21 protein-coding genes are annotated in these 19,667 nt (G+C 60.8%); 12 read left to right on the top strand and 9 right to left on the bottom strand.

What is annotated here, in order from left to right; translation table 11 throughout:
- Positions 1–68: 68 nt before the first annotated feature.
- On the bottom strand, positions 69–644 hold the full coding sequence (locus tag OKB87_RS11315; protein WP_270827461.1) for a DJ-1 family glyoxalase III: 576 nt from the start codon (positions 642–644) through the stop codon (positions 69–71).
- Positions 645–677: 33 nt separating this feature from the next.
- Entirely contained in the window at positions 678–1,625 is a 948-nt protein-coding gene (locus OKB87_RS11310; protein ID WP_270827460.1) for a ketopantoate reductase family protein, read from the bottom strand.
- Positions 1,626–1,982: 357 nt separating this feature from the next.
- On the opposite strand from OKB87_RS11310, the gene OKB87_RS11305 reads away from it, so the two are divergent.
- Positions 1,983–2,465: a YajQ family cyclic di-GMP-binding protein gene (locus OKB87_RS11305; protein WP_016349839.1), complete on the top strand. Its 483-nt coding sequence runs from the start codon at positions 1,983–1,985 to the stop codon at positions 2,463–2,465.
- 102 nt (positions 2,466–2,567) lie between these two features.
- Here OKB87_RS11305 and OKB87_RS11300 read toward each other — a convergent pair whose 3' ends face one another.
- The 6 genes from OKB87_RS11300 to OKB87_RS11275 all read right to left on the bottom strand — a co-directional run bounded on the left by OKB87_RS11300 (position 2,568) and on the right by OKB87_RS11275 (position 7,784).
- Positions 2,568–3,410 carry a nucleoside-specific channel-forming Tsx family protein gene (locus OKB87_RS11300; RefSeq protein WP_011705056.1) on the bottom strand — a complete coding sequence of 281 codons (843 nt, stop codon included), beginning with the start codon at positions 3,408–3,410 and terminating at the stop codon, positions 2,568–2,570.
- A 156-nt stretch (positions 3,411–3,566) separates the two neighbouring features.
- A complete protein-coding gene (locus OKB87_RS11295; RefSeq protein WP_270827459.1) occupies positions 3,567–4,946 on the bottom strand; it encodes an AmpG family muropeptide MFS transporter in 1,380 nt (459 codons plus the stop codon).
- A gap of 85 nt (positions 4,947–5,031) precedes the next feature.
- Positions 5,032–5,361, bottom strand: a complete 330-nt coding sequence (locus OKB87_RS11290) for a hypothetical protein (protein ID WP_017408628.1) — start codon at positions 5,359–5,361, stop codon at positions 5,032–5,034.
- Between the two features lie 116 nt (positions 5,362–5,477).
- Positions 5,478–6,029 (bottom strand): peptidylprolyl isomerase, encoded by a 552-nt coding sequence (locus OKB87_RS11285; protein WP_270827457.1) that lies wholly within the window; start codon positions 6,027–6,029, stop codon positions 5,478–5,480.
- Between the two features lie 15 nt (positions 6,030–6,044).
- Positions 6,045–6,617 (bottom strand): YajG family lipoprotein, encoded by a 573-nt coding sequence (locus tag OKB87_RS11280; protein ID WP_011705058.1) that lies wholly within the window; start codon positions 6,615–6,617, stop codon positions 6,045–6,047.
- Between the two features lie 24 nt (positions 6,618–6,641).
- The gene (locus tag OKB87_RS11275) at positions 6,642–7,784 is read right to left on the bottom strand and encodes a methyltransferase (RefSeq protein WP_270827455.1); all 1,143 of its coding nucleotides are present in this window, start codon (positions 7,782–7,784) and stop codon (positions 6,642–6,644) included.
- 206 nt (positions 7,785–7,990) lie between these two features.
- Here OKB87_RS11275 and OKB87_RS11270 point away from each other — a divergent pair, with 206 nt between their 5' ends.
- From OKB87_RS11270 to nqrM, 9 genes are all read left to right on the top strand, one after another.
- Positions 7,991–8,299, top strand: a complete 309-nt coding sequence (locus OKB87_RS11270; RefSeq protein WP_011705060.1) for a BolA family protein — start codon at positions 7,991–7,993, stop codon at positions 8,297–8,299.
- 441 nt (positions 8,300–8,740) lie between these two features.
- A complete protein-coding gene (locus OKB87_RS11265) occupies positions 8,741–10,084 on the top strand; it encodes a Na(+)-translocating NADH-quinone reductase subunit A (RefSeq protein ID WP_011705061.1) in 1,344 nt (447 codons plus the stop codon).
- A 3-nt stretch (positions 10,085–10,087) separates the two neighbouring features.
- Complete coding sequence (locus tag OKB87_RS11260; protein WP_011705062.1) at positions 10,088–11,317, top strand: NADH:ubiquinone reductase (Na(+)-transporting) subunit B; 1,230 nt, start codon at positions 10,088–10,090, stop codon at positions 11,315–11,317.
- Positions 11,307–12,095, top strand: a complete 789-nt coding sequence (locus tag OKB87_RS11255; RefSeq protein WP_011705063.1) for a Na(+)-translocating NADH-quinone reductase subunit C — start codon at positions 11,307–11,309, stop codon at positions 12,093–12,095. Before OKB87_RS11260 ends, OKB87_RS11255 begins: the two co-directional genes overlap by 11 nt.
- Positions 12,088–12,720: an NADH:ubiquinone reductase (Na(+)-transporting) subunit D gene (locus tag OKB87_RS11250; RefSeq protein ID WP_005303545.1), complete on the top strand. Its 633-nt coding sequence runs from the start codon at positions 12,088–12,090 to the stop codon at positions 12,718–12,720. The genes OKB87_RS11255 and OKB87_RS11250 overlap by 8 nt, the downstream gene beginning before the upstream one ends.
- 3 nt (positions 12,721–12,723) lie before the next feature.
- Complete coding sequence (gene nqrE, locus OKB87_RS11245; protein WP_005303538.1) at positions 12,724–13,320, top strand: NADH:ubiquinone reductase (Na(+)-transporting) subunit E; 597 nt, start codon at positions 12,724–12,726, stop codon at positions 13,318–13,320.
- Between the two features lie 17 nt (positions 13,321–13,337).
- Entirely contained in the window at positions 13,338–14,561 is a 1,224-nt protein-coding gene (nqrF, locus tag OKB87_RS11240; protein WP_011705064.1) for an NADH:ubiquinone reductase (Na(+)-transporting) subunit F, read from the top strand.
- Positions 14,562–14,564: 3 nt separating this feature from the next.
- Complete coding sequence (locus tag OKB87_RS11235; RefSeq protein WP_011705065.1) at positions 14,565–15,605, top strand: FAD:protein FMN transferase ApbE; 1,041 nt, start codon at positions 14,565–14,567, stop codon at positions 15,603–15,605.
- A gap of 11 nt (positions 15,606–15,616) precedes the next feature.
- Positions 15,617–15,841, top strand: coding sequence for a (Na+)-NQR maturation NqrM (nqrM, locus tag OKB87_RS11230; protein WP_011705066.1), 225 nt, complete (start codon positions 15,617–15,619; stop codon positions 15,839–15,841).
- Positions 15,842–15,929: 88 nt separating this feature from the next.
- Here the strand turns inward: nqrM and OKB87_RS11225 are convergent, their stop codons facing one another.
- Positions 15,930–16,142, bottom strand: a complete 213-nt coding sequence (locus OKB87_RS11225; RefSeq protein ID WP_029301604.1) for a hypothetical protein — start codon at positions 16,140–16,142, stop codon at positions 15,930–15,932.
- A gap of 132 nt (positions 16,143–16,274) precedes the next feature.
- Here OKB87_RS11225 and dinB point away from each other — a divergent pair, with 132 nt between their 5' ends.
- Positions 16,275–17,327, top strand: coding sequence for a DNA polymerase IV (gene dinB, locus OKB87_RS11220; RefSeq protein WP_139392338.1), 1,053 nt, complete (start codon positions 16,275–16,277; stop codon positions 17,325–17,327).
- A gap of 68 nt (positions 17,328–17,395) precedes the next feature.
- Positions 17,396–19,537, top strand: coding sequence for a methyl-accepting chemotaxis protein (locus OKB87_RS11215; RefSeq protein WP_270827453.1), 2,142 nt, complete (start codon positions 17,396–17,398; stop codon positions 19,535–19,537).
- Positions 19,538–19,667 lie beyond the last annotated feature (130 nt).

Raw genomic sequence — 19,667 nt, 5'->3', positions numbered from 1 at the left:
CCGCCCAACGCAGAGTGCCCCTTGCCAATCGGCAAGGGGCACTCTGTCATTGCGAAAGGAAGAGTCACTCAGGGCATGAGCGAGGGGGGCAACACCATGGGGTCGGCCACCGCACGAGCAGCATCGTCACCGCGCAGCACCCGCACCAGCTCGAGGGCGAACTCGATGGCGGTGCCCGGTCCCTGGCTGGTGATCAGGCGATGGGCCTGATCGGTTACCACCCGCGCGGTACTGAGCTGCGCCGTGGGCAGGGTAGCCTGAAAACCGGGATGGCAGGTGGCGCTGGCATCCCCCAGCAGATCGTGGTGCTGCAGCACCACGGCGGGGGCGGCGCAGATGGCTGCCCGCCAGCGCTGCGCTGCCGCCTGCTGCTTGAGCAGGGCGATGGCGCGCGGCGTATCGCGGATAACCTCGCTGCCGGGCAGGCCGCCCGGCACGACGATGGCTTCGAACACCTGGTCAGCCAGCTCGTCGAGGTGGCAATCCGCCACCAGCTGCACCCCGCGGGAGGCGCGGATCTGGCGCTGCCCGGCGGGGCAACAGGAGGCGAGCACCACCTCGATGGCCCCGCGCACCAGGGTATCGACGATGGCGACCGTCTCGATCTCTTCCGAACCGGGGGCCACCAGTACCAGTACGCTCATCCTTTGCTCCTTGCGTTGGCGAGCCCGCCGGGCTCACTGCTTCTCTTTGATGGCCTGATAGAGACCCTGATTGACCGGCACCGCGATGCCGTGGCAGGCAGCCCGGGCCAGCAGGAAGCCGGTGATGGCCTCGATCTCGGTCTCGCGCCCCTGCTCCATGTCCTGATACATGGAAGAGTAATTGTCGGCGGTGAGCTCCACCACCGTCATGACCCGGCGCAGCAGTTCTTCGCTGCCGGTGGGCTGGCCTTCGGCCTGCATCACGTCCGCCACTTCCACGCAGATTTGCTGCAGGGCATCGGCAAAGCGCGGACCGGCCAGCTCGCCATTCTTGAGCTTGTAGAGCGCGGTGAGCGGGTTGATGGCGCAGTTGACTGCCAGCTTCTGCCACTGGCGCGCCTGGATCTGTTCATCCCAGCCGGCCTGGCCGAGGGCGGCCGCCAGATCGTCAGCCAGGGCGGCGTGGGCTCTGGCCGCCTCATTGACCGGGCCGAGCCAGGTTTCGCCCTTGCCGGTGTGGCGGAACACGAAGTGGCCGCTCTGCATGGCGCCATGGCTGGTGACGCCGGCGATGATCGGATTGTGCGGGAACAGGGTGACTACCTGCTCGGCGATCCCCATACCGTTATGCAGCAGCACGATGGGCACATTGGTCGCCAGCTGGCCCACCAGCGGTGTCAGCGCCTCGATGACCTGGCCGGCCTTGGTCATCACCAGCAGCCGTTTGACTTGGCCGGGCTGGCTGATGAAACCGCGCTCGATGTTGATGAGCTGGGTGTGGCCCTCCAGCGAGGTGAAGTCGATGCCGGGGTGCAGGGTGGAGCGGTGGCGCTCGCGCAGCAAGACGCGAGTGGCCTGGCCGCTTTGAGTCAACAGGGAGGCGAAGACGCCGCCCAGGGCGCCGCAGCCCAGCAGTGTCCATTGGGGGGAGGAGGTGTGTCGACTTTGTGTCAGGTTGTAATCGCGTGATCCGCTTGGCATGGAGAGACTCAATCAAGGTAGGGGCTGCATTCCAGTCAACCGCCTGCCGGGGATAAGTGAAGATGTCGCCTGGCGGACACCAGAAACGAGTTCATGATCTTGCTGCGAGGTCGTGATCAAGGCTTGTATGAGACTTGCTTATAGGGAACCGGTAGCTCACATATTCATATAGATGCCGGCTCCTGCGCAGCGTCTTACCTTGCGGGTGACCTCTCGCGGCAGATCCTGAACAGGTTCTAACGGGTCTCGCCATTCCTGTGCGCAGGGGATTCTAGCAGAGCAGCCCCATCGAAATCAGCAAATTTGCCGTAATTCTGGTAGATTTGCCCCCTTATAGCGCAACATGAGGAGCCCACTATGCCGTCATTCGATATTGTCTCTGAAGTCAAAATGAACGAGGTGTTGAACGCCGTCGACAACGCCAATCGTGAACTGGCGACCCGTTTCGATTTTCGTGGTGTCGAAGCCAGCTTCGAATTGAACAAGGAAGAGGTCAAGCTGGAGGCCGATGCCGATTTCCAGCTCAAGCAGATGGTCGAGATCCTGCGCGCTGCCCTGCTCAAGCGCAACATCGAGAACAGCTCCATGGACGTGGGTGACAGCGTTCACTCCGGCAAGCGCTTCCACCTGACTGTGAAGTTCAAGCAGGGGATCGACAAAGAGATTGCCAAGAAGCTGGTGAAGCTGATCAAAGATTCCAAGATCAAGGTACAGGCCGCCATTCAGGGTGACGAAGTGCGCGTCACCGGCAAGAAGCGTGACGACCTGCAGGAGACCATGGCCCTGGTGCGCGGCGCCGAGCTGGGTCAGCCGATGCAGTTCCAGAATTTCCGCGACTGATGATGGCCAGGGGAGGGCGCGACTCTCCCCTGTTGCCGGCAGCAAGCCATAAAAAAACCGGAGCAGCTGCTCCGGTTTTTTGTATCCCTGATACCCGTTCGATTAGAACTTGTAGGTAACGGAGAAGTAGTGGCTGAAGCCAGAGCTCTTCCACGGGGTACCGTCGTAGGCAGTGGAGCCATCTTTGGTGCCGTAGGCATCCATGAAGTACTTCAGGCCGTAACCGACGGCGTAGCGATCTGAGTGCCAGTAGATACCGTGGAAGGTAGCCAGGTTGTCGCTGGTACGGTCAGCACGGTTGTGGGTGTCCAGATCGAAGGCGTAATCCAGGTAGCCCTGGTAGGAGACGAAGCTGCCGTTGCTGAAGGTGTAGAAAGGCTTGAACCAGTTCATGGCGAACCAGTAACCGTTCCACTCACCCTCTTCTTCGGTGAAGAACTGGTTTTCGGTAGCGTGACGAGCATACAGGTTCATGCCCACTTTGCCGAACCAAGGCACTTGTACATCAGCACCCAGACCGATCATGTTCTCCATCTGGTTGTCGCCGATGTTGTTCAGGGAGGCGATGTAGACCTCTTGCACCGGACCAAAGGAGAGATCTTTACCAGTCAGCGCATCCAGAGACATACGCGGCGCAAACTTCATGAACAGGTTCTGACCCTTGTGCTTGTCGCTGTGACGGGAGTCGAAGATATCGAAGACGTCGACGTAACCGTACAGGTCAAACAGGCCGGAGCGACCGCCGAATTCCATTTCGAAGTAGGTGTCGTTGTAATCTTCAGCACCGGTGGTGAAAGGACGTTGGTCGATGGTGTGCATGACGTTGAACTGCATCCACTTGTAGTCATTCTTGTGGATGTCACCGCTGTAGTCAGCAGCGAAGGCCGGGGTAGCGGCGGCAGCCAGCAGACCGGCAGCGATCAGAGTCTTGGTAAATTTGGCCATTTTATTGGTCTCTTGTGCGTTAGTTGAGGTTTTCCGTAGCCTGCCCACAAGGAGCGGAAGGGATTCTAGCCAAATAAATTCATCGGAGAAACCAGCACTGGGGAACTTTATTCGGAAGTGTGAATCTAATCACCCCCAATTTTACGCAAACGCTTGCTATTTATCCGATTGCGATAGCAAGTGTCTTCCTCGTTTGGCAACCAGCACGATCAGGAGCAGCACCGGAATACCGAGCAGGCTGGTGCTGATGAAGAAGCTGCTGTAGCCGAACTGTTCGACGAAACGGCCGGAAAAACCCGCCAGCAGCTTGGGCAGCAGCAGCATGACCGAGCTGAACAGGGCGTACTGGGTGGCGGAGAAGGCCACGTTGGTCAGGCTCGACAGATAGGTCACGAAGGCGGCCGTGGCAATGCCGGCACTGAGGTTGTCCAGCGAGATGATCAGGGTCAGCAGCTCCAGGTTGTGGCCCACCTCGTTGAGCAGGGCGAACAGCAGATTGGTGCTGGCGGTGAGCAGGGCGCCGAGGAACAGAATGCGCAAGGTGCCAAAGCGCATCACCAGCACACCGCCCAATGCGGCCCCCACCAGGGTCATGATGACCCCGTACACCTTGGTGATGGTGGCCACCTCGGTCTTGCTGAACTGCATGTCCACGTAGAAGCTGTTGGACATCACCCCCATCACCACGTCCGAAATGCGATAACAGGCGATGAGCCCGAGGATCAGCAGGGCCGAGCCGCCGTAACGGCGGAAGAAGTCGGCAAACGGACACCAGATGGCTTCGTGGCTCCAGGCGCCGAGCCCGGCCAGCGAAGCGGGCCAGCCACGGGCAAGCAACAAGGCCTTATGGGCCGCCTGCTGCTCATTCTGGCTGGCAAGGTCGATCACCGGTTCATGACAACAGAGGGTGGTGATGACGCCGAGGGACATCAATCCTGCCATCAGCAGATAGGTGAGTCGCCAGCCGTTGTAGTCATAACCGCTGTTGCTGCCGAGCCAGGCCGCCAGCGCCAGTGCGCCGGCGCCGGCCATGATCATCGCCAGCCGGTAACCGGTCATGTAGGAAGCCGCCATGGCCGCCTGCAGCCGCTCGGGGGCCGACTCGATGCGGTAGGCGTCGATGACGATGTCCTGGGTGGCGGAGGCAAACGCCACCAGCAGGGCGAACAGGGCCAGCTGGGCGAGCTGGGTCTTGGGATCGCAGAAGGCCATGCCCACCAGCGAGGCGGCGATCAGCAGCTGGGAGAACAGCATCCAGCTGCGGCGCCGGCCCAGCCAGCGAGAGAGCAGCGGGAGCGGCAGCCGATCCACCAGCGGTGACCACAGCCACTTGAAGCCGTAGGCCAGCGCCACCCAGCTCATGTAGCCGATGTCGGTCAGGCTGACATCCGCTTCGCGCAGCCAGAACGACAGGGTGCCGAACACCAGCAGCAGTGGCAGGCCGGAAGAGAATCCCATGGCAAACAGGATGAGAACCCGAGTCTCAAGGTAGACGGCGAGCGAGTCTCGCCAGCTCGGTGTACGGACAGTGTTCAAATACCTGACTCCTCTGGGAAAATTGCGCCATTTTGTCAGGTTCGAGAGGGATAGCCAAGGCAAGCCGGGGGGGGCGTTGTGCAATTCAGGGGCGCAGACCGATGCAGTGGCGCGGCAGCGGCCCGTCCGTGGTCAGGTAATTGGCGCACTCCATCAGCTGCAGGCGCAGCCAGACGTCGGCGATGATCTGCTGTTCATCCCATTGATGCAGGCTGTGCAGCAGGTGCCAGAATACGCCCTCCTGCTCGGAGGCCGGGGTCTTGTCGGCGGGAACCTGGGGCAGATCCTGCCAGTGGGACAACAGCTGCCAGCTCAGGTCTTCCAGCTGTTGATAGGGGATCTCTCGTGCCAGAAAGTGACGAACCGTCTGGGCCAGCGGGATGGCGTGCTGGGCGATGTAATCATTGCAGGTCACCGGAACCTCCTTCTCCTGTATGTGGGCCTAGTCCCGAACAGCGGGGCAAGGCCAGAGTATAGAAAGGGGCGCCGGCGACCCAGCGCGCGGGGTAGCGGAATGTGATCCGCTCCGCGTTATTTGTCTGCCAGCAGCACCACTTTCTTCAGGATGATGGGGCTGGTGGGAACGTCGTTGGCACGCAGGATCGGGCTGTAACCGGTCTGCACCTGGGCCAGCTTGTCCAGCACCTCCATGCCCTGCACCACCTGGCCAAACACGGTATAACCGGCGCCGGCATTGGCGTTGAGGTTGTTGTTGTCGACCAAGTTGAAGTAGAACTGGCGAGTGGCACTGTCGACCGCCTGGGTGCGGGCCATGGCGATGCTGCCGCGCTTGTTGGGCAGGCCGCCCTTGGACTCGTTGACCACGGGATCGAAGGTCGGCAGTTGCTGGAACTGCTGGTTGTAGCCGCCCCCCTGCACCACGAAGTCCTGGATCACCCGGTGGAAGATGCTGCCGTCATAGCTGCCATCCGCCACGTAGCGCAGGAAGTTCTTCACCGTCTGCGGCGCCTGTTTGGACGCCAGCTCCACCACGATATTGCCGTGGTTGGTCTCCATCCTGACCTTGGGGCCGGCGAATGCCAGCGGGGGGATCAGCATGGCCAGTAACCAGAGTTTTTTCATCTATCCGCTCCTCGCTCAGCTCGGCTGACCCTTAAGATACCCGCGCAGGGCGTTGTCCGCCATGATCTGCTGCAGCAGGCTGCCCAGCTGCTGGTTCAGGATGGACTCCAGCTCGGCCATGCTCGGCTCACCCGGGCCTTCCTTGCTGGAGGACATGTTGAACTGCTTGGTCAGCTTGCTGCCCTGGAAATCGGCGATCACCTGCAGGCTGACGCGGGACTTGGTGACATAGGTGAAGGTCTTCTCTTCCACCGTGACTGCGGCACTGGAGATGGCCAGGGTCAGGTTGGTGGTACCGCTGTTGCCCACTTCCAGCCCCTGGCTGCGCAGCCCTTCCGCCAGCTTTTCGGCCAGCAGGTTGTTGAGCGGCTGTTCGCTGTTGACCAGCACGGCAGCCTTCTCTTTCTTCTTGATGGAGAAGACGTAGGCGGCTTCACGCTTGTCCACCCCTTCCAGGGTGATGCGGTTGCCGGAGTAGTACTGCTGATTGGAGGGGATCACCTGCGGGTTGAGCAGGGCGGTCTCCGGCCAGTGAGTCGCACAACCACCCAGCATCAGGGCGGCCAGCAGCAAGAGTGACTTTTTCATCATGGGTTTCCTTTAGCTTTCTGTTTAGCGTTTGATGGCTTTCAAAATAACGAATTTGCTGTTCGACGCAACGACTTGTGCGTTGGCAAACAGGCGCTTGAGCTTGTTGTGATAATCCAGGTGACGGTTGCCTACTATCCAGAGTTCACCGCCCTTGGGCAACACCCGATGGGCATCGCTGAACATCTGCCAGGCGATATGGTCGGTGATCGCCTGCAACTGGTGGAACGGCGGGTTGCAGAGGATCCGGTCCACCGAGCCGACCGCCACGCCGTCGAGACAGTTGTTGACCAGGAAGTGGGCGCGGGGCAGGGCAGCCGGCAGATTGTGTTCGACGTTGAGCCGGGCCGAGGCGACCGCCATGTGGGACTCGTCGATGAAGGTCACCTCCACCTCGGTGTCCCGTGCCAGCAGGGAGAGCCCCAGCACGCCGTTGCCGCAACCCAGATCGATCACCTTGCGGGCGCTGTGGATCGGCAGGTTGTCCAGCATGAAGCGGGCGCCGATATCCAGGCTGGTGCGTGAAAACACGTTGGCGTGGTTGTGGATGAGCATGTCGGTGCCCTCCAGCGGCCAGACCGTGGGAAAGGGATTGGCCAGCGCGGGCCGTTCGGCGGGCGTAGCGGCCGGGGTGCAGTGAATGAGGCGGGCCTTCTTCCAGGCCAGCGAAGTGCGGGTCGGCCCCAGGTATTTTTCAAACAGAGCCAGAGTGGAGCTGTGGATGTCTTTGGCCTTGCCGGCAGCGATGACGCGGGTGGCGGGGGTGGCCACCTGGCGCAGGGCCAGCAGTTGTTGCTCCAGCAGCGCCTGATATTTGGAGACCTTGATCACCACCAGCGCGGGGGCATCGGGCAGGGAGGCCAGTGCATCCTGCAGGCGGATGGCGTGGGGATCCAGGCCGTTCTCCGCGAGGTTGGCCAGGGTGGCCTGCTCGCTGATATGGGAGTCGGTCACGCTGACGGGAGCATGGCCGTGCAGATAGGCGGCCAGGGCGCCGAAGCCGTCGTTCATGATGATGACCGGGCCGTCGCGCTCGAGGGGCTCCTCGGCCAGGGTGTTGATCAGATACTCGTCTGCGGCGTCCCAGGCCTGCAACGGATCCTGGTGCTGGCGTGGATAGCGATACAGGGTCAGGCGACAATGGGCCGTGTCGAGAAGGGTTTGCATAGGCGAAGTGTCCAGCTGATTCATGTAACGGGCGCCGACGGGGCGCAAAGTGGCGCTATTCTAGCGGGGGCGGAGAATTTCACCAGTCCCGGCCGCCACGGCAGCGGGGGAAAAACGTGTCATTTTCCCGTTCTGGACGATTTCGTCATCCGGCCAACCCTGGCTACAATGGCCGGACATCCACTTTGGGAGTTTTGCTCGTGACCATGCAACAACAGATCGAGGCCAAGCTGGCCGCCGCCTTGTCCCCCAGCCATCTGGAAGTGATCAACGAAAGCTACATGCACCGGGTGGCACCGGGCTCCGAGAGCCACTTCAAGGTGGTGGTGGTGAGCCAGGCGTTCGAGGGGCAGCGGCTGCTGGGGCGTCATCGTCAGGTCAACGGAGTGCTGGCCGAAGAGTTGGCGGGAGCCATTCATGCATTGGCGCTGCATACCTATACCGAGCAGGAGTGGCAACAGCGGGAGCAGGCACCGACCACCCCCAGCTGCGTCAGCAAAAACGGCCTCTCCTAAGGCTATTGACGAATTGATTACTCAATCTGCGACTAGTTAACAATTCATAAACGTTTTCCGGTGGCGTTCCGGGCTGTGGAACGGGACGCCAACCTCCCGCCCTGACATCAAGATTTCTAATCCTTTTTTGAACATAAAAACCATTACCTATTTTTGGGTAATAATGGCTAACTCGAAGCCGCGCCTGAGGTTTCGTGAAAAAAAGCTGCGTGATTAAATTTCGATGATTTTGTGATAGAGCGGGGATTTTCCCGATTTTGCATGGCAGGCAACTCGCCATAAGTGGTAAACTCAGGCGCTTTTGAATGACCCTGTATGTTGCTGATTTGTTTATTTCTTCGACATCATCCCGCAACATCAACGGGCTCATTCAACAACTCGTCGTGATGTATTTCTCGGCGCTAACCAACCTGTCTTCCCTTAACGGTAGTGCAAGTGAGTATGATTACAATTAAAAGAGGACTGGACATCCCCGTGCTGGGTGCTCCGGAGCAAGTAATCTACGATGGCCCGGCCATCACCCGTGTTGCTACACTCGGCGAAGAGTTCGTGGGGATGCGTCCTACTATGTTTGTCAAAGTAGGTGATCGCGTCATTAAAGGTCAGGAGCTCTTCGAAGATAAGAAGAATCCCGGCGTTAAATTCACGGCCCCCGCCACCGGTGTGGTTTCAGAGATCAACCGGGGTGCCAAGCGCATTCTGCAATCCGTTGTCATCGATATCGATGGGTCCGACGAGCAGGTGACCTTCGAGCACTTTGCGTCTGCCGAGCTGGCCAAGCTCGAGCGCAGCAAGGTGCAGGAGATCCTGGTCGCGTCCGGCCAATGGACCGCGTTGCGTACCCGCCCGTTCAGCAAGGTGCCGGCCGTGGGTTCCACCCCTCGCGCCATCTTCGTCACCGCCATGGACACCAACCCGCTGGCTGCCAGTGCGGAGCTGATCATCAAGGAACAGGCCCAGGCTTTCCTCGACGGTCTGGCCGTGCTGACTCGTCTGACCGATGGCACCGTCTACGTCTGCAAGGGCGAGGCGAGCCTGCCACACGCTTCCCTGGCGCAAGTCAAGGAAGAGGTGTTCGTCGGCCCGCACCCTGCCGGTCTGCCCGGTACCCACATCCACTTCCTGGACCCGGTCGGTGCCAAGAAGGTGCAGTGGCACATCAACTATCAGGATGTGATCGCCTACGGCAAGCTGTTCACCACCGGTCAGATCTTTACCGACAAGGTGATCGCGCTGGCCGGCCCGAACGTGGTCAAACCGCGTCTGCTGCGCACCCGCATGGGCGCCTGCATCAGCCAGCTGACCAACAACGAGCTGCGTGCGGACGAGAATCGCATCATCTCCGGTTCCCTGCTGAGCGGTGCCAAGGCCGAAGGGGTACATGACTACCTGGGTCGCTACCACAATCAGGTCAGCGTACTGGGTGAAGGTCGCGAGAAAGAGTTCCTGGGTTGGGTCAATCCCAGCGCCAGCAAGTTCTCCATCACCCGTACCACCCTCTCTCACCTGATGAAGGGCAAACTCATCAACTTCACTACCACCACCAACGGTAGTGATCGCTCCATGGTGCCTATCGGCAACTATGAGCGCGTGATGCCGCTCGACATCCTGCCGACCCTGCTGCTGCGGGATCTGGTCTCCGGCGACACCGACAATGCGCAAGCACTCGGCTGTCTGGAACTGGATGAGGAAGATCTGGCGCTCTGTACCTTCGTCTGCCCCGGCAAGACCGAGTACGGCCCAGTCTTGCGTGAGTGCCTGACCAAGATCGAACTGGAAGGTTAAGCGATGAGTTTCAAGCAACTTCTTGAAAATATGGAACATCACTTCGAGCCGGGTGGCAAGTACGCCAAGTACTATGCCCTGTTCGAAGCGGCGTACACCCTGTTTTATACCCCGGGTTCCGTGACCCGCAATGCCGCCCACGTCCGTGATGCGATCGATCTGAAGCGCATGATGATCATGGTGTGGCTGGCCGTGTTCCCGGCCATGTTCTGGGGCATGTACAACGTCGGCAACCAATCCATCGCCGCCATCGCCCATCTGGGCACGGCTGCCGGTGCCGACACCTGGCAATACACCATCGCCACCCTGCTGGGTGCTTCGCTGGATCCGGCCGTCGCCGGCATCGGCAGCAAGATGCTGATCGGCGCTGCCCATTTCCTGCCCATCTACCTGACCGTGTTCCTGGTCGGTGGTTTCTGGGAAGTGCTGTTCGCCATGGTGCGCAAGCACGAGATCAACGAAGGCTTCTTCGTGACCTCCATCCTGTTCGCGCTGATCGTGCCGCCCGAGCTGCCCCTGTGGCAAGCTGCCCTGGGTATCACCTTCGGTGTGGTGCTGGCCAAGGAAGTGTTCGGTGGTACCGGCAAGAACTTCCTGAACCCGGCGCTGGCGGGTCGTGCCTTCCTGTTCTTCGCCTATCCGGGCCAGATCTCCGGTGATGCAGTCTGGGTTGCCGTCGACGGCTACTCGGGTGCCACCGCGCTGAGCCAGTGGGCTCAGGGCGGCCAGATGGCGCTGATCAACGGTGCCACCGGCCAGACCATCAGCTGGATGGACGCCTTCCTTGGCAACCTGCCCGGTTCCATCGGTGAAGTCTCCACCCTGATGATCCTCATCGGTGCGGCCATGATCGTCTACATGCGGATCGCCTCCTGGCGCATCATCGCCGGTGTGATGATCGGCATGGTAGCGACCTCCCTGCTGTTCAACGTCATCGGTTCCGATACCAACCCCATGTTCAACATGCCGTGGCACTGGCATCTGGTGCTGGGCGGCTTCGCCTTTGGTATGGCCTTCATGGCGACCGATCCGGTCTCCGCTGCCTTCACCAACAAGGGCAAGTGGTGGTATGGCGCCCTGATCGGGGTGATGGTGGTGCTGATCCGGGTGGTGAACCCCGCCTTCCCGGAAGGCATGATGCTGGCCATTCTGTTTGCCAACCTGTTTGCCCCCTTGTTTGACCATTTCGTGGCGCAGGCGAACATCAAGCGGAGGATCGCTCGTGGCGTTTAATAAAGACTCTACTGTCGGCACCCTCACCATAGTGACCGGTCTGTGCCTGGTCTGCTCCATCGTGGTCTCCGTGGCCGCCGTGGGACTGCGTCCGGCCCAGCTGGAAAACCGGGCGCTGGACAAGCAAAGCAACATTCTGTCCGTCGCCGGTGTCGACATCAGCAGCGTGGCCAAGCGCGATCTGGCCCAGCTGTACGGTGACAAGATTGAAGCGCGTCTGGTTGACTTGACGACCGGTGAGTTCGTTGACGGTGATGCCGACAACTTCGATACCAAGCTGGCGGCAAAAGACCCGGCCAAGAGCATTCGTCTGGCCCCGGCCGACGACAAGGCCGGCCTGCGTCAAATCTCCAAACTGATCCCGGTGTTCTTCGCGAAAGATGCCGAGGGCAAGGTCGACAACATCATCCTGCCGATCTACGGCCAGGGTCTGTGGTCCACCATGTACGCCTTCGTGGCGGTCGCGGCCGATGGCCAGACCATCAAGGGCATCACCTACTATGACCACGGTGAAACCCCGGGTCTGGGCGGCGAGATCGAAAACCCGGCCTGGCGCGAACTGTTCGTCGGCAAGAAGCTGTTCGATCAGGATGGCATGCCGGCACTGCGGGTGATCAAGGGTCATGCTCCGGCTGGTTCCGAGCATGAGATCGACGGCCTGTCCGGCGCGACCCTGACCGGTAACGGCGTACAGCATACCTTCGACTTCTGGATGGGTCCCAAGGGCTTCGGTCCTTTCCTGGCCAAGGTTCGTGCAGGAGAAATCAACAATGGCTGACAAGAGCGAAATGAAAAAGTTGCTGTTGACGCCTGTGCTCGGCAACAACCCCATTGCACTGCAGGTGCTGGGGGTCTGTTCCGCGCTGGCCGTTACCAGCCAGATGAAGACGGCGTTCGTGATGACGCTGGCCGTTACCGCGGTCACCGCCTTCTCCAACCTGTTCATCTCCCTGATCCGCAACCAGATCCCGAACAGCGTGCGGATCATCGCCCAGATGGCGGTGATTGCCTCGCTGGTTATCGTGGTTGACCAGGTGCTCAAGGCGTATGCCTACGACATCTCCAAGCAGCTGTCGGTGTTCGTCGGCCTCATCATCACCAACTGTATCGTGATGGGTCGTGCCGAAGCCTATGCCATGAAGAGTGCTCCGCTGCCCTCCTTCCTGGACGGTATCGGCAACGGCCTGGGTTATGGCGCCGTGCTGCTGACCGTGGCCACCGTGCGTGAAATCCTGGGCTCCGGTACCTGGTTTGGCATCGAACTGCTGCCGCTGGTGAACAATGGTGGCTGGTATGTGCCCAACGGCCTGCTGCTGCTGCCGCCGAGTGCGTTCTTCATCATTGGTCTGATCATCTGGGGCGTGCGCACCAAGGATCCCAAGCAGGTGGAGGCGAAGGATTAAGGTATGGAACACTATATCAGTCTGTTGATTCGCTCGATCTTCATCGAGAACCTGGCGCTCTCCTTCTTCCTGGGGATGTGTACCTTCCTGGCGGTGTCCAAGAAGGTCAAGACCGCCATGGGCCTGGGGATCGCCGTTATCGTGGTTCAGACCGTGGCCGTCCCGGCCAACAACCTGATCTACAACTACGTCCTCAAGGACGGTGCCCTGGTTTCCGGCCTGGATCTGAGCTTCCTGAGCTTCATCACCTTCATCGGGGTGATCGCGGCACTGGTGCAGATCCTGGAGATGGCGCTGGACAAGTATTTCCCGGCTCTCTACAACGCGCTCGGTATCTTCCTGCCGCTCATCACCGTGAACTGCGCCATCTTCGGTGGCGTCTCCTTCATGGTGCAGCGTGACTACAACTTCGTTGAGTCCGTGGTCTATGGCGTGGGTTCGGGTGCCGGCTGGATGCTTGCCATCGTCGCGATGGCGGGGATCCGCGAGAAGATGAAGTATTCCGATGTTCCGGAAGGCCTGCGTGGCCTCGGCATCACCTTCATCACCGCGGGTCTGATGGCGCTGGGCTTCATGTCCTTCTCTGGTATTTCCCTGTAATCGGAAAGGAAATATAGATGGAAATTATTCTGGGTGTGGTCATGTTCACCGTGATCCTGCTGGCCTTGGTGGCAGTCATTCTGTTCGCCAAGTCCAAGCTGGTGACCGCCGGTGACGTGACAATCAGCATCAACGGCGACCCGGCCAAGGCTGTGACCAGCCCGGCGGGTGGCAAGCTGCTCGGCGTGCTGGCCGGCAGCGGTATCTTCGTCTCCTCCGCCTGCGGCGGCGGCGGCTCCTGTGGTCAGTGCAAGGTACGGGTGAAATCCGGCGGCGGTGATATCCTGCCGACCGAGCTGGATCACATCAGCAAGGGCGAAGCCCGTCACGGCGAGCGTCTGGCCTGTCAGGTCACCGTTCGTTCCGACATGGACATCGAACTGCCGGAAGAGATCTTCGGGGTGAAGAAGTGGGACTGTACAGTCATCTCCAATGACAACAAGGCCACCTTCATCAAGGAGCTCAAGCTGCAGATTCCGGATGGCGAGAGCGTGCCGTTCCGCGCCGGTGGTTATATCCAGATCGAAGCGCCGGCTCACCACGTGCAGTACAAGAACTTCGATATTCCCGAGGAGTATCGTGGTGACTGGGATCGCTTCAAGATCTTCGAGCTGGAGTCCAAGGTCAACGAGCCGATCATCCGTGCCTACTCCATGGCCAACTATCCGGAAGAGTTCGGCATCATCATGCTGAACGTGCGGATCGCGACCCCGCCGCCGAGCAACTGGACTGCCCCTCCCGGCCAGATGTCCTCCTACATCTTCAGCCTGAAGGCTGGCGACAAGGTGACCATCTCAGGTCCGTTCGGCGAGTTCTTCGCTAAGGACACCGATGCCGAGATGGTGTTCATCGGTGGTGGTGCCGGTATGGCGCCGATGCGTTCTCACATCTTCGATCAGCTGCGCCGTCTGAAGACCAAGCGCAAGATGAGCTTCTGGTACGGTGCCCGTTCCAAGCGCGAGATGTTCTATGTCGAAGACTTCGACATGCTGCAGGCCGAGAACGACAACTTCCAGTGGCACGTCGCCCTGTCCGATCCGCAACCGGAAGACAACTGGGACGGCTACACCGGCTTCATCCACAACGTGCTGTTCGAGAACTATCTCAAGAACCACGAGGCGCCGGAAGATTGCGAGTTCTACATGTGCGGGCCTCCCGTGATGAACGCTGCCGTCATCAACATGCTGAAAAACCTCGGTGTTGAAGACGAAAACATCCTGCTGGATGACTTTGGTGGTTAATCAATGCACAGTGTTGTAAAGACCTGGCTAGCCTTCGGGCTAGCCTTTTTCTTGACTGGGTGCGGTCAGGAACAAACGGTCCAATCGAAGCCGGAGATCCACATCACCGGCAGCACCATGGGTACCTATTACTCCATCAAGGTGGCGGACAGCGTCATCACGGATCCGGCCAAGTTCCAGGCCGAAGTCGATGTGCTGCTGGAGCGGGTCAACGATCAGATGTCGACCTACCGCCCGGATTCCGAGCTGTCGCGCTTCAACCAGCATCGCGGCTCGACGCCGGTGGTGGTCTCCCGAGATACCGCGCGGGTGGTGACCGAGGCCATTCACATTGGCCGTGAGAGCCGTGGGGCGCTGGACGTCACCGTCGGCCCCTTGGTCAATCTGTGGGGCTTCGGGCCCGATGCCAGGCCGACCAAGATGCCTTCTGACGAGCTGATCACCCAGACCCGCCAGAAGACCGGGCTCGGCAATCTGCACGTGATCACCTCGGCCGATGCCGATACCCTGCAAAAGGACATCCCGGATCTCTACGTGGATCTCTCCGCTATCGCCAAGGGCTTTGGGGTCGACAAGGTGGCCGAGTATCTGGAGTCCATGGGCTCGCGCAACTATCTGGTGGAGATCGGTGGCGAGCTGCGGATCAACGGTGTCAACGGCAAGGGGCACCCCTGGCGCGTCGCCATCGAGAAGCCGACCGCCAACGCCGGTTCGGTGCAGGAAGTGATCGTGGCCGGTGACAACGGGGTGGCTACTTCGGGCGAGTACCGCAACTATTACGAGCTGGACGGCAAGCGCTTCTCCCACACCATCGATCCTATGACCGGCAAGCCGATCCAGCATCGGATGGTGTCGGTGACCGTCATTCACCCCTCCTGCATGACCGCAGACGGGCTGGCGACCGTGTTCATGGTGCTCGGGCCCGAGAAGAGCCTGGCCTATGCCAAGGAGCGGGGTTTGGCTATCTTCGTGATCACCAAGACGGATGATGGCTTCGAGGAGTCCTACTCCGATGCCTTCAAACAGTATCTGGTTAGAAAATAAGGGGCGGTAACATGCAGATTTTTTTGATCACCTTCGGGGTATTTCTGGCGGTAGTGGTGGCCATGGCCATCGGTTACATCTTCCAGAAGAAGACCATCTCCGGCTCCTGCGGCGGACTCGGCAGCATAGGTATCGAAAAAGAGTGTGATTGCCCGGAACCCTGTGACAACCGCAAGAAGAAGATGGCCAAGGAAGAGGCCCGTCGCAAGATGCTGGCGGAGAACCGGATCATCTGAGCGGACAGGGCGCCGAGTCATACTCGACCCCTTGCCGGATAACCGACGGGCTGACCTGATGGTCAGCCCGTTATTTTTTGCAAAAGACTCAGTAGTCGTATTGCTGGCAGGCTTTCTTCTTGAACTCGGCCCGCCAGCGTGCCAGCTCCTCCCGGGTGCCCAGCTCGTCGCCCTGTTTGATGGCCTGCTCCAGCGCCGCGATGCGGTCATACAGCCAGCTGCATTCGGCGGTCGGGTTGTCCTTGCTGCTGCCCGGCTGTGCCAGCAGGCAGAGCCCCAATCCCAGCCAACCTATCTTCATCTCACCCTCCTTGCGTGATGCGCTAACCAATGGTGCCTTAAGAGTCTATATCCGACCCTCATTTCATGCCGATGGCAGAATTGGCAGCACTGGGTTAGCATAGGCAGGTTACCTGTTTATTCGTACAGTGGTATGCGCAAGATCATTCACATCGACATGGACTGCTTCTATGCCGCGGTAGAGATGCGGGACAACCCGGCCCTGCGCGAGGTGCCGCTGGCCATCGGCGGCTCGGCGGACAGGCGCGGCGTCATCTCGACCTGCAACTATGTGGCGCGCCGCTTCGGGGTGCGCTCCGCCATGCCGAGCGCCCTGGCACGCAAGCTCTGCCCGCCGCTGGTGCTCATCCCCGGCCGGATGGCGGTCTACAAGGAGGTTTCCCGCCAGTTGCGGGCCATCTTTCTGCGCTACACCGAGCAGGTGGAGCCGCTCTCCCTCGATGAGGCCTATCTCGACGTGACGATGAGCCCCTGCTGTGGTGGCAGTGCCACCCTGATGGCCCGCGAGATCCGCGCCGCGATCAAGGCCGAGCTGGGGTTGACCGCCTCGGCCGGGGTGGCGCCGAACAAGTTTCTGGCCAAGCTCGCCTCCGAGCAGCGCAAGCCGGACGGCCTGTTCGTGATCCGCCCGCAGGAGGTGGATGAGTTCGTGCGCCAGCTGCCGCTTGGCAAGTTGCCTGGCATCGGCCGCAAGACCGCTGATCGGCTGGAGTCGCTCGGCCTTTACTCCTGCGAAGATGCCCGCCAGCTCGGCAACGAGGAGCTGATCGCCCGTTTCGGCAAGCTCGGGGAGATGCTGGCCGGGCGGATCTGGGGCCACGATGAGCAGCCGGTGCAGGCCCAGCGGGTGCGCAAGACCATCGGGGTGGAAACGACGCTCGCCAGCGACGTGCTGGATGAGGCCGCCTGCTGGCAGGTGCTCCGCCAGCTTATCCCCGAGCTGGAGCAGCGCTTCTCGGTCAGCCACGGCAAGGAGCAGCTGATGGGGCAGGGGATCAAGCTCAAGTTCGCCGATTTTCAGCAGACCACTGTCTACCGGCGCGGCGGTTACCAGCCGGAGCGGTTTCACGATCTGCTGCACGAAGGCTTGCTGCGGGCGCAGGGCAAACCCATTCGGCTACTGGGATTGGTGGTCGGCCTGCCCGCGGCCGGCGAAGTGAACCAACTTGCCCTGGATTTAGCGTGATAAGGTTAAGTTTTTGTTTCTAAAACCGATACACTGATCACATCTGTAAAAAGCTAGGAAATGGTGGCATGAGTTCTCTTTCTGTTCAGGGGCGGATCACCCTGATCGCCGGTTGTTGTTTGTTGGCCAGTGCCGGAGCCTTGGTGGCCTCTTCTCTCTTCAGTGCTGCCAACATGCAGGATCAGGTGCTGACTTCCACCACGGCGGAAGCCCAGAGTGCGGCCGAAAACTGGATGAAGGCGATGGGCTCCGAGCAGGCGGCCAAGGTGACCAGCTATCTGGACGAGGCCTACTTCCGGGCCACTCTGCTGGGGCAGGGGATCCTGTTCCAGCGCAAGAATGCGGCCGACAACTTCGGCTCCTCCGAAACGCTGCGTACCGCCGTCAATCAGCAGTTGCACGACGCGGCCGCCTCCTCTGACAACCTGCTCGGCGTCTATGCGGTGTTCGAGCCGGATCAGCTCGACGGTGAAGACAGCAATTATCACGGTTCCAGCGCACTGGGCTCCAACGATCAGGGCCGCTTCTCCACCTACTGGGCGCGGGTCGACGGCAAGATCGAACCCGAGGTGCAAAACGAATCCGTGCTGGCGGACGAGAGCCCGACGGCGGCCGGCGGGGTGGAGAACGAGTGGTATCGCTGCAGCATCCGCAGCAAGGCGCTCTGCCTGCTGGAACCCTACCTTGATGATGTGGGCTCGCAGAAGGTGCTGATGACCTCGGTCACCGTGCCCCTGCTGGAGCAAGAGAAGCTGCTCGGCATGGTCGGCGTCGATATCTCGCTGACCGCGCTGCAAAGCCTGGTCAAGGAGATGGATCAGGAGCTCTACGAGGGACAGGGCAAGGTGCTGCTGGTCAGCAGCCAGGGCCGTGTCGCCGGCGTGGACGGCTTTGATGTCACTCTGGGCAGCCCGCTCGGCCAGCAATACCAAGCGCTGGCCGGCGAGCTGCAGGGCTGGCTGGGTCAGGGACAGGTCAGCAGCCGCTGGAGTCCCGATGGCTCCCTGTTGCAGACCTTCGTGCCAGTCAAGATGCGGGGCACCGAGCAGAAATGGGGCATCTACATCGAACTGCCGCGCAGCGTGGTGCTGGCGTCGGCCCTTCAGTTGCAGGACGATCTCTCCGGTCAGGCCAGCCGCAGCGTGATGACCCAGCTGCTCATCGGCGGCCTCATCTCGGCGGTCGCCCTGATCTGCATCTGGCTGATGGCCCACCAGATAGTGGCCCCCATCCGCGCCGTGGTCGCCCGCCTCAAGGACATCGCTAGCGGCGAGGGGGATCTCACCCAGCGCATCGAGCTGCGCCGTGACGACGAGATTGGTGAGCTGGCCAAGTGGTTCAACAGCTTCCTCAACAAACTGCAGAGCACCATCAGCCAGGTCATCGATACCGTGGCTGGCACCCGCGCCAGCGCCGAACAGGCCGCCAGCGTTGCCGAGCGTACCAGTGCCGGCATGCAGGCCCAGTATCAGGAGGTGGATCTGGTGGCGACCGCGTTCGAGGAGCTGAGCGCCACCGCTCTGCAGGTAGCGGGCAATGCCAATTCGGCGGTGGCCGCGGCCAATCAGGCGGATACGGCGGCGCAGGAGGGCAAGTACGTGGTGGCCGATACCCAGGAGGCGATGCGCAAGCTGATGGCGGTGATCAGCGACGCCAAGCCGGTGGTGGAGCACCTGTCGGCCAACAGCGAGAACATCAACGACATCCTGGTGGTGATCCAGGGGATTGCCGAGCAGACCAACCTGCTGGCGCTCAACGCCGCCATCGAGGCGGCGCGGGCCGGTGAGCAGGGTCGTGGCTTTGCGGTGGTGGCGGACGAAGTGCGCAATCTGGCGGGCCGCACCCAGAACGCCATCGTCGAGATCCAGACCCTCATCGGCCAGCTGCAGTCCGGCACCGAGGCCGTGGTGAAGGCGATCATGACCGGCCACAGCCAGGCGGATCTGACGCTCACCAAGGTGGATCTCTCGGTCAGCGTGCTGGAGCAGATCATCCACGCGGTGGCGACCATCCATCAGATGAACGAGCAGATTGCCAGGGCGGCGCAGGAGCAGAGCGGGGTGGCGGACGAGATCAATCGCAACGTCAGCAACATTCGCGACGTGAGCCATACCATCCGCGCCGAGGCGGCCAGCTCCGCCGAAAACGGTCGCGAGTTGTCGGCGCTGGCCGACAAGCAGCAGCAACTGGTGGGGCAGTTCAAGGTATAGGGATAAGAAAAAAGGCGCCGTCCAACCGGAGGCGCCAAACACATTCAGATGACAGACTGGGTTAAATCGGTCCGATTTAAACCCCTCTTCCCGCAGAGGAAGAAACACAACACCACAATCGCAGTCCAGT

The sequence above is a fragment of the Aeromonas sp. Y318-1 genome (assembly GCF_027706125.1).
Taxonomy (GTDB): Bacteria; Pseudomonadota; Gammaproteobacteria; order Enterobacterales; family Aeromonadaceae; genus Aeromonas; species Aeromonas hydrophila.
Note: the sequence above shows the minus strand (reverse complement) of the source record. Positions and strands in the feature narration are given on the sequence as shown.